This is a genomic window from Bradyrhizobium sp. 17, assembly GCF_023073515.1.
GTDB classification, from domain to species: domain Bacteria; phylum Pseudomonadota; class Alphaproteobacteria; order Rhizobiales; family Xanthobacteraceae; genus Bradyrhizobium; species Bradyrhizobium canariense_D.
In genome coordinates this window covers 17543-27478 of sequence record NZ_JADPJQ010000047.1, presented here as the reverse complement: position 1 = coordinate 27478, position 9936 = coordinate 17543, and the positions used below count along the sequence as shown (strand labels likewise).

Genomic DNA, 9936 nt, shown 5'->3' with positions numbered 1-9936 from the left:
TGACAATCCCTTCGTCAACCGTGGGCTCGGTTCGGTCACCGGTCGCCTTGGCTACACCTGGGGTCCGGCGCTGGTGTACGTCAAAGGCGGTTATGCCTGGGCTGACTCCCGCCTTACGAATGGCTTCGGCGGCGGCACCTTCACCAACAACGGCGGTGGTCGCGACGGCTACACCGTAGGCGGTGGTCTCGAATACCTGTTCGCCCAGAACTGGTCGGGCAAGGTCGAATACCAGTACTATGACTTCGGCACCCGGAACGCTCTCTTCACCAGCGCCGCTGGTGTTGTTACCGCCGTCGGCTTCCGCAATGACGAGCACACCATCAAGGCCGGCCTGAACTATCGGTTCAATTGGGGCGCTGCCTCGGCTTCTCGTTACTGACGGCTTACATAATATACTTAAAAGGGTCAGCCTCGGGGCTGGCCCTTTTTCATGAGCCGGAATGACTGGCGCCAGGATTGCGTGTTTATCGGACATCGAGGGGCGCTTCGTCTCCTCGCCCTGCGTTGCGCGGGGCGGACGTCCGGCGGGACTGGAGCACCAAGGCCGTGCTCGTGCCGTGGCGCGGGTTTAGCCGGCTCTCACCTATCGCCGGAAGGAATGCTCGATCTCGCGCAGCATAGCCAGGGCGCGGTCAGTATAACGTCCTTGGGATAGTTGTTGGTCCGCAAGACCGGCCGCCACCAATACAAGACCAGCTATGCCACGCCCTTGATCATGGCCTCTTCCGCTTTTGCATCACCAGTCGCGACGGGATGTTATGGAGATGCGCGCGGCCTCGCACGACTGGCTCTGTACTGCCGAGCGCGCGGGCGATCTCATCTGGTCGCCGCCTAGCCATCGCCAGCAGTTGTTGATGCTCCTGCGGCGTCCCCTTGGCACCAACGGTAACCGTGACTGTGCCATCGCTCCGGCATCCCCAGCTTGCCAATCCCTCTTAGTGAGCAGACCTGGACGGCGGACAAGGCGTTGCGTTTCCGGAACACTGCAGGCGTAAGGTTTTCTGCGCTCGCTCGCACAACCTCCGATGCCCGCGTGAAGACATCAGGTCCACTGGAAGGAGACTCTCGCTGGACCAGCCCACGGTAAATGCTTTCTCTATTTGCCCGCAGAATGTACTCCCGCCTTTCCACGACAGCTTTATCGATCTGTAAGAAAATCTGGTTTAAACTTTGTCCCCATGGAAAAGCGAACCGCACGCCGTCAACGTGTATTTAAGTCGGCAATCATCGAGTTTCCCGGGGGCGCCTTCAGTTGCGTCGTCCGAAACTTCTCCGACCTGGGCGCCAATCTGGACGTGCCCAGCGCATCTGGCATTCCGCACGAGTTCACACTCGTCATTCCGAGTGCGCAGTCCCAGCTTTCCTGTCGAGCGGTGTGGCGCTCGGAGCGACGGATCGGGGTTGCGTTTTCCTGATCATCATCCTGGTGCTGGCGGTTGGTTACCGAGGCTATATGGGCTCAGGCCAAGACGCTGGCCCATGATCCGGCAACCCGTTGACTTATCGCAAGCTCTAAATCACGGTCCTCCTCGCCGGCAAGAGGCGGGGCTAAGTGATGAACGACCAGAAGAACTACAACGAGCGCTACTTCCTGCGCTTGCTCCAACATGGCCCGTTTGAGCGGCGGCCGCGCGGAGGCTGGCGCTTCGGTGTCAAGGTAATCAGCGATGCCATCGTCGAGCGGCTCCTCGCCAGTGGCCGCGCGGAGATTACCGGCTCGCAATTAAGGCTGAAGCCGCTCGCAAGCTAACCTCTGATCCGCCGAGCAGATCGAGCTGAGCTACGACCTCGCCATGATAGTGCTGGCGCACCTGACGCGCGAGCGTGACGCGGGCACCACCGATCGGCTGGCTGATCGGCATTGTTCAGGACGACGGCCCGCGCGATACTGTCGCCGAGGTAATCGAACCGGCCCAGTTGGTCCGAGACGGGCCAGAAGCAGACCGTTCACGCGGCAAGCTCATCTTCATCTTTGGTTTTTCTCGCCTGGACTCGCCTTAGAACCAACTTGCCGAATTTCCCCATCGTGGTTACGACTTGTGGTTGCTTCTCACTACGTTGCGAGGCAACGGTTCAGTTGCCCATGCGTCAAGACCAAAGAACAAGAAAGCCGACGGGTGACCTTTGAGCACAGCTTGCCAGCGCAAATGATGGCGATCGATGGCACCTTGGCGTCGTTCGTGTACGCGTTCAGCCCTTGCAAGTCTGCGGGCCTGCTCAAGCGCTTCGGCGCCAGGCCCGGCCGAGCCGGCAGCTCGGTATATCGTCCAAATAGAAATAAACGCTCGGCCGGACATCGTCGAAGCAGAGTTCACAGCTGCCGCTTTGGGGCACCTTCGTGCTTGCGGATGCAGACGGAGACCATCCCGACACCAAGCCACGCGCGGCTGGCAAAGTTGTCGATTACTGGTGGCTCGATCGGCGGCGCGGCGATCTACTGCCTGGCGTGGGTGTGAAGCGCATGACGCACTTTCGTTCCGAGCTTGGCTGCGTATCGGCTGAGTTGTTTTCAGCTTCACTGGGCTCGCTGCCGGGCCTGACATTGGCACGGCGACTCCGCACGCCTTGCAGACAAAGCGGGGTTCGAGATCGGAGAGCCGGACGTGGTCGGGCCACTGGTCGGCGAGAGCGTTGATCGGTGCTGCTGCTACACGAACGGGTCACCCATCTGACTGGAAAGGCCTGGACCGCCGGCCTAGGCGGCATCGCGGCGGGTGTTGGGCCGGCGGTCCGTCGGGCCGAATGCACGGGGAGCACATTCAGCACGCCGAAATAGGCTAGCAAGGATCCGCCCCGGAAAACGCCGCCCGCTTAAAATGAAGCGTAGGCGGCGGCGTTCCAGCCCCGAGAGGGATAAGCAAATCCCGGATATTCATTGGTCTCGACGCTCAGCGGCAAGGTTCACTCTCTTTGCGGCGAGTGGCGAGCGCAGGCCCACGAGGACCGCAGGCCGGGGCTGCCTGGGGCTGCAAGGCCATTTAGCCGGTCCTTAACCAGCTCCGGGCATCATATCCCGACATGATCAAGGGCGTGGCCATAGCTGCTCTTGTACTGGCGTGTGCCAGTCTTGCAGATCAGCAGTTGTCCTACGGGCGCTATACGGATGCGGCCGTGGCTCTCCTGCGCGACATCGATCGCTCATTCCGGAGGTGAGAGGCTGGTCGCCCCACCGCACGCCGTGGGCGTGTACCGGCAAAAGAAAGAGGCCGCCCGAGGCGGCTCCTTGGGAGTGGTCAGCTCTGCGGCTGCTCCACGTCGGGCTTGTGCGCTGTCTTTAGGCGTCTCTTCGCTCTCGGATGACAGATCGGCGGCCTTCGGTCGCGCTCACCGGGGCGCGATCTCTCTCGAAATTCGCCGCGAGTGTTACGCCGCTGGATGGCCTCAGTTCGTCTGCCGAGCAATGCGGACGCGACATCGTCGCGTCATCAACTTCACGGGTACACCGCTATTCGTCGCTCGGCTTCTCGCTGGGCTCGCGCGTGCTGACGATCGAATCCTCAGCTCCGCCGGGTCGCGAGGCGCCGCGCCTCATCGGCGCGCCATTCTGGCGCACGTCGCCGCGTTCGGAGGGATCTCTGCCGACCGTGGACTGCAGCTCCGCCAGGTCGGTGAAGACGTCGGCTTGGCGGCGGAGTTCGTCGGCGATCATCGGTGGCCGGCTGGCCATGGTGGAGACAACGGTGACCCGGACGCCGCGGCGCTGCACGGCCTCGACCAGCGAGCGGAAGTCACCGTCGCCGGAAAACAGGATCATCTCGTTGATGTGTCCGGTAAGCTCCATGGCGTGGACCGCGAGCTCGATGTCCATGTTGCCCTTGACCTTGCGGCGGCCGCCGGCGTCGACGAACTCCTTGGTCGGCTTGGTGACGACGGTGTAGCCGTTGTAGTCGAGCCAGTCGACGAGCGGGCGGATCGACGAATACTCCTGATCCTCGATGACGGCCGTGTAGTAGTAGGCGCGAACCAGGGTGCCGCGGCCCTCAAACGCCTTCAGCAGGCGCTTGTAGTCGATGTCGAATCCCAACGTCCTTGCGGTGGCGTAGAGATTGGCGCCATCGATGAAGAACGCGATCCTGCTCGGTGCGGACATTTGGACGCTGCCGGAAATTGGTTTCCAGGACGGAAACAGGCGCTTCTATCCGGGCTCTGGGTCATTGAAGCAAAAAGGTTTAGGTAAGGTCGGGCGGCCTGGGTCTCGCTTCCGCTCACCCTCATTCCGGCGGAATCCCAGCTCCGACAGGTCGGAGGCTACGCGCAATTGTTTCTGCCTCAAAGCATTTTTCCTTCAACGAAGGATTATCCGTCGATCGCCAGGAGCGAGCTTGGGCACGCAGATCTGAACCCGCGGCAGCATCGGTAAGACAAAGCACAATGGGAAGTCCCCCTGACGGTTGGCGGTGCGATGCGATTTCCTGTTTTCGAGACCCACGTGCGAAAGCGCGGCCGCACGTGGTGGTGGTTCTTGTGCACGGCCGACGGCCGCACGCTTATGCACGGGTCGGAAGGCAAGCGTTCCGCAGCCAGATATCGGGCAAATCGGGTGCTATTCGAGGTGCTGCTGTTCGCCGAGCCTCAGTCGGACGGTGGCCTCGACACGAGCCGAGCCGGCCCGCGGCGGAGCCGTTCAGCCAACTGAGCCAAGCCCCGACGACGCGCTTCGTCCTCGGCCAGACGACCACCGGTCCGGACATGACCAGGCAATCGCGCCCGCCCTCCTTGGCCGCGTAGAGCGCCCGGTCGGCTGCGCTTGGGCAGGAGCGTTGGTGGCGCCGCCAAGACTGACGGTGACGAGCATGGAGGGCGGATCCAGCGCGTGCAGCATGGCCCAATTCACGAGGCTGGTCGTAGACTTAATTGGCGCGGGCAGTTGTAATCCGATTCCAGAGTAGCCATCTAAGGCTTAGCGCCGCCAGATTGCTTTCAGCATATCTTCCCCGTGCGCAAACTTGATCGGACCCACCATGATCGAGTTTCCAAATCACAGTCGTTCATATGACCGAACGCGGCATGCCGTGCGTTTTTGGGGATACGATAGTGCGCTAGAGGCGTCGTTTTTCATAGAGGAAGACGCGCTGAGGCGACTTCAACCGGATGCTCACCCTAATGAATCGGGTTTCCTGAACGCATTCGATTTCAATCGTGATGCGATATGTGCCGCCGCTGCCAGGGTGTACGTCCGCGGCAGCAGGGGTTCTTACGATCTGGTCGCCGCTAATTTTTGAAACGAAGACCCACGTCTTAGTGGACGCGGAAGGCTCGATTTACGCCACGTAGTTCATTCCGACCGCAAATTTAGAAATAATTACAAAAGCCAGGGAGAACACCACGATCGTCAGTGGCGCCGGCAAGAAGGCCGACATCGAGGCGCGTGTTAATCAAATCAAGGCGCAGATCGAGGAAACCACCTCGGACTACGATCGTGAGAAGCTGCAGGAGCGTCTCGCCAAGCTCGCGGGCGGCGTCGCGGTGATCCGCGTCGGCGGCGCGACCGAAGTCGAGGTCAAGGAGCGCAAGGATCGCGTTGATGACGCGATGCATGCGACCCGCGCTGCGGTTGAGGAGGGCATCGTCCCGGGCGGCGGCGTCGCCCTGCTCCGTGCTTCCGGGCAGCTCAAGGGCCTGCGCACCAAGAACGACGACCAGAAGACCGGCGTCGAGATTGTGCGCAAGGCACTGTCCTACCCCGCCCGCCAGATCGCGATCAACGCCGGTGAAGACGGCTCGGTCATCGTTGGCAAGATCCTGGAAAAGGAGCAGTACTCCTACGGCTTCGACTCGCAGACCGGTGAGTACGGCAACTTGGTCGCAAAGGGCATCATCGACCCGACCAAGGTGGTTCGCGTGGCGATCCAGAACGCGGCCTCGGTCGCGGCTCTCTTGATTACCACTGAAGCCATGGTGGCCGAGGTGCCGAAGAGGAATGCAGGCGGCGGCGTGCCTGCAAGTGGCGGCGGCATGGGAGGCATGGGTGGTATGGATTTCTAGGTCAACTCGCTCATAGCCGAACCGCAGAAAAGGGACGGGATGGACCGATCTCCAGGACGTAGAAGACTATGAGGCTGCTGTTCGACCGGCATCGACCGCGAATGGCCTCCCAAGCGAAAAGCCCGGCCACGAGGGCCGGGCTGATCGACAACATACTCCAAGTCAGGCAATGCATTATTTCCAGAAGCATCGCGGGGCAGATACTCGCCGTAGGGCGCAGGCGCCAGACTGCAGGGACCGGCGCCTCAGGCCATCCCGAGAGTGTCGGCACCCAATTGACTGAGCAATTTGGTACAGACGTCGATCGCTCGACCTGTCTAGCTCCCCTCGTTCTCCCTTAGCGATAGAGCGGCAGCGCCAGGTCTCGCATCGCTAGGCGTATCCCTTATTCGAGGCAGCTTGTTCGCGACCGGCTTCATTCTTGGGCCTGTACTCCGTCAACAAGATGAAGCCGGCCCTCCACGTCTTGAAGCGGCCGCAACGCTGAGCTCGATCGAGAGCCAGCCGAGGTGGCGACCATGACGGCATGAGGACCGACCGCACGCTAGCGACAGAGCAATGGAACTCGCGAGACAGGATGCACCGGCCGAACTGTCTCCGCACGAGGCGGTGGCCGAGATTCGGGACGTGCTGGAGTCGATCGGCGACGCCTGTCCCGAATGTCCTCCCGAGGACGGCTGAAGCCGAGCGTTTTCACGGGGCTATCCGCCGACTAGCCAAGAAAAGCCGTGCTTCCCAACCCAACCCATCGCCGCTGAAAAAACGAGCGAAATCAAGCCGGCCAAAAACCAGGAACGTCCGCGTGCGGCACTGATCGAGCGCAGATACAGGAAGGCTCCGAGCAGCGTCCCGTAATTCCTCCTGAAGTCTCCGTTAAGCTTCGCTATCTTCGATAGCTCTGAAGATGTTTCGTGTTCATCGGCCACGATGCTGGCTCCCCTGACGACTACCAGCACCCTATCAACCACTGTTTTGCCCGACGGCGCAAGCACTATTTCGGTTTATCGAAATGTCGATTCGGCTCGCTTAGAGGCCCCTCGGATGTGCCGGCTCTCAGCCGCGCCGTCGAATCCCTTCAGCGGGAGAAAGGTTGGCTGAAAGCGCCCGTTGATCGGGTGCTGACCAAGTAAGGCGCGGCTCAATGATGGGTATCTTCCTTAAGAGACCTTTGGAGATCCGAATGTCGCAGTACGTTCACGCTTCAAACATTGCACATTATCGAAAGCTCATCGCTGCAAATACGCTTGATCCCGCTCGGGGTCAGGGCCGACATGCAATGCTGTTGACGCTGCTTGCCGCGAAATTAGTGCTGGACAGGCTGCCGCCGACATATTCGCGAGAATACAGATGGCCTTGGACGCGACAAGGTCGCGCCTGAGCCAGTGAAGCAGGGCCGCTTCAGTTGTCGCGGCCTCTCTTTCAATTCCATGTCGCCTGTTGGGCTCTTCTCGGAAGTCGCGCGGTGGCTCCGTCGTCATTTCAGAGCGGACGACAAGAGGCACGGGCTTGCTCTCGCGGGGCTCTCAGTCCTCTGCGGGCACTTAAGGCTTCCTGAGAAGTCCCGGCACCTCCAAGGCGCTCCAGCCGAGCAGCAACGGTTTGTAGCGGGGACCGAGGAGAGCCTTGGATTCCTAGGGCGCCTCAGGCCTTCCGCCCCGAAAGAACTCCGATCACCAAGCCGGCCTCAGCAATGATTTGCAGCGCGATTAGTGGCTGGCGCCGTCTGCTCATTGAGACCAAGCGCACGTCGGCATGCAGGGATCGCGAGCTGACTGTCAGGCGCGGAATATTCACGGTATCTTGTCGGAGGCCGATCACTTTGCGAATTGCCCTGTTCTCTCGGAGCGATAGTGATCAACCATCGAACTGGGCTACAAGAGCTGTCTTCCTTGACCGATCGGACCATGCCTCTCACCGTTGCGCGGCCAAAGGTCACGGTGGCAACTAGTCCTCGATACTGGGCATAGCGGCTACGTCAGGCCTCGATAGGGTCATTCGTTTCGATCTGCTGCACGTCTTCCGCCGTTCCGTTCATGAACCACAAATCGTGACCATGTCTGCAGAACAGTAAGAGCATAGAGTTAATGAACGGCCGACACTGCAGCAGGGCCTCGTCCCGGCGGATTGGAAATAGGCCGCAGATTCTCGCTAATCGGCTGGAAGTGGTTATACCTACGGCATCACCGCGCGCCCTGGCAGTTATCGGCGACTGAGCGTCCCATGCTCCCGCGAAGTTACGCGGAACCATTCATGCTCAAGCTAACCCCTTCTGGGGGCCTCCTTCATGGTGTGCCTGCTATGGGGAGTGCTCTTGATATTGCTGGCGGATGAGCAAGCGCAAGACTCCCGCACACCCAGGAAATTAAATACGGCTGCGAACTCAGGCCGACATATAATTCCGCCCGAGTATTTGAGCGCGCTGTCTGGCTAATGGATTCGCGTACAGGATTGCGGGATCACGCCCGAAAGATCCCCTTCAGTAACTGGCCTAGACGCCGCGTGCGTCCGCCGGTTCTGGTACCTAGATGTTGCTCGACTTATGGGTCGCGTTGGATCTCGGGTTTGTCGTACAAAACGGCGTTCAGTAGCGAGCTATTGACCTCGATCTTTCCGTTGTAGTTGATCAAGCCGAGCTTGCGAAATTTGTTCATGAAGAAACTGACGCGAGATCGGGTCGTTCCGATCATCTCGGCCAATGTTTCCTGGCTGATGTTTGGGCTGATCTGTTGAGGGCTCCCCTCCTTGCCGAAATTGGCCAGGAGGAGAAGTAGGCGCGCCAGTCGCTTTTCACTGGAATTGAAGAGCTGGTCGATCAGATCTTCTTCAACACGACTGTTTCGGGTGAGCAGGTAACTCATGAACAGCTCGGAGAATTTGGGCTGGTCGTGCAGCGCCGCGAGCATGGCCCTTTTAGTGATCACCGTGATCAGGCAGGCCTCCATCGCTGTCGTCGTCGCAATCCGCACCGAATGGCCGTTCATGCAGCCTTCGCCAAAGAATTGAGCCGGCTCCAAGATTCCGACCACGGCTTCCTTGCCCTGCTCGGATATGACGACGACCTTCACCCTCCCTTTTTGGATATAGAAGATCGTGTTCGCCTCATCTCCCTGGGCAAAGATGACGTCACCCTTGCCAAACTTAAGGATGGTCTTTCCTTCGCCTACGTTGGCGAGAAACTCCTTCGGGTCAAACGGTGGATTGGCCTTGCCTGGCATGCCGATTTTTGCTTCCCATCAACGCCCGCTTTGGTTGTCCCGCCCGAGCCGCGCCGCTAAACCGGCCAGACGGAAAGCCCTCCACTCTCCGCATCGTTGTGCCATTTGCGCCTCGCCGCAGACGAGCGTTGCCAAGAGGGCCGCAATACGCACCTGAGACTATATCACGGCTTTGAACCTACCGATTGTTGTGCATTCCGAACACTCGAAAATTCGGACTTCATGACCGGGCTGGTCAGGTTCGATACAAACGAGCCGCATAGGCTTGCCGCACCTCAAACACGGAAGAATTCTGCAGCACCTGCCATACCCTCGTCTCGCTGCCTTGGTGAGCCTGTGCCAGCTCCAACCTAAATAAACAGTGGCAGATGGTTCCTTCCGCTAACGCACGACGTTGGCCAGAAGACACCCCTCGCACCAATTCGGAGTCTTGGTCAATATTGACCAGTCCCGCAGCCATGACTTGAGCGAAACTAGGTCAATCGCCGCTCCGACCGGCTGTTATCGGCGACAGAGAGATAGGTAATGCTCCCGCCGACTTCGGGGAACGCAGATGTCATCCGTCCAACCAAACCCAGTGCACCGCCGCGCCGAGCTCGGACGGAATATCCTCAGTTCCGAGCCTTTGACCCAGAGGGGTCATTCGATGGTGACGGTTCGGCATACGTTCCGGTGGCCAATCCGTTCCATTTTCGGGCTGGTGCTTGGTCTACTTCCGGCCTCGGTGGCCTAG

General features: G+C 60.0%; 8 protein-coding genes and 1 pseudogene. 6 read left to right on the top strand and 3 right to left on the bottom strand.

Features of this window, described 5'->3' with window-relative positions:
• From IVB13_RS08480 to IVB13_RS08470, 3 genes are all read left to right on the top strand, one after another.
• Positions 1-382 (top strand): outer membrane beta-barrel protein (locus IVB13_RS08480; protein WP_247488361.1); only part of this gene is annotated, 382 nt, incomplete at its 5' end.
• Between the two features lie 799 nt (positions 383-1181).
• Entirely contained in the window at positions 1182-1418 is a 237-nt protein-coding gene (locus IVB13_RS08475; protein WP_247361381.1) for a PilZ domain-containing protein, read from the top strand.
• Between the two features lie 140 nt (positions 1419-1558).
• Entirely contained in the window at positions 1559-1753 is a 195-nt protein-coding gene (locus IVB13_RS08470; protein WP_247488357.1) for a hypothetical protein, read from the top strand.
• 1695 nt (positions 1754-3448) lie between these two features.
• Here IVB13_RS08470 and IVB13_RS08465 read toward each other — a convergent pair.
• Positions 3449-4093, bottom strand: coding sequence for an NYN domain-containing protein (locus IVB13_RS08465; RefSeq protein ID WP_247488354.1), 645 nt, complete (start codon positions 4091-4093; stop codon positions 3449-3451).
• A gap of 871 nt (positions 4094-4964) precedes the next feature.
• Between IVB13_RS08465 and IVB13_RS08460 the strand changes: the two genes are divergently transcribed.
• The 3 genes and pseudogenes from IVB13_RS08460 to IVB13_RS40155 all read left to right on the top strand — a co-directional run bounded on the left by IVB13_RS08460 (position 4965) and on the right by IVB13_RS40155 (position 6669).
• Complete coding sequence (locus tag IVB13_RS08460) at positions 4965-5225, top strand: DUF1488 domain-containing protein (RefSeq protein WP_247488352.1); 261 nt, start codon at positions 4965-4967, stop codon at positions 5223-5225.
• 91 nt (positions 5226-5316) lie between these two features.
• Positions 5317-5988 (top strand): annotated as a pseudogene (locus IVB13_RS08455) (TCP-1/cpn60 chaperonin family protein); the annotation flags it as partial.
• 558 nt (positions 5989-6546) lie between these two features.
• Entirely contained in the window at positions 6547-6669 is a 123-nt protein-coding gene (locus IVB13_RS40155) for a hypothetical protein (RefSeq protein ID WP_256467685.1), read from the top strand.
• Between the two features lie 20 nt (positions 6670-6689).
• On the opposite strand, the gene IVB13_RS08450 is transcribed toward IVB13_RS40155, so the two are convergent.
• Both IVB13_RS08450 and IVB13_RS08445 read right to left on the bottom strand, forming a co-directional pair.
• Positions 6690-6914 carry a hypothetical protein gene (locus IVB13_RS08450; protein ID WP_247488351.1) on the bottom strand — a complete coding sequence of 75 codons (225 nt, stop codon included), beginning with the start codon at positions 6912-6914 and terminating at the stop codon, positions 6690-6692.
• 1611 nt (positions 6915-8525) lie between these two features.
• Positions 8526-9203 carry a Crp/Fnr family transcriptional regulator gene (locus IVB13_RS08445; protein WP_247488349.1) on the bottom strand — a complete coding sequence of 226 codons (678 nt, stop codon included), beginning with the start codon at positions 9201-9203 and terminating at the stop codon, positions 8526-8528.
• Positions 9204-9936 lie beyond the last annotated feature (733 nt).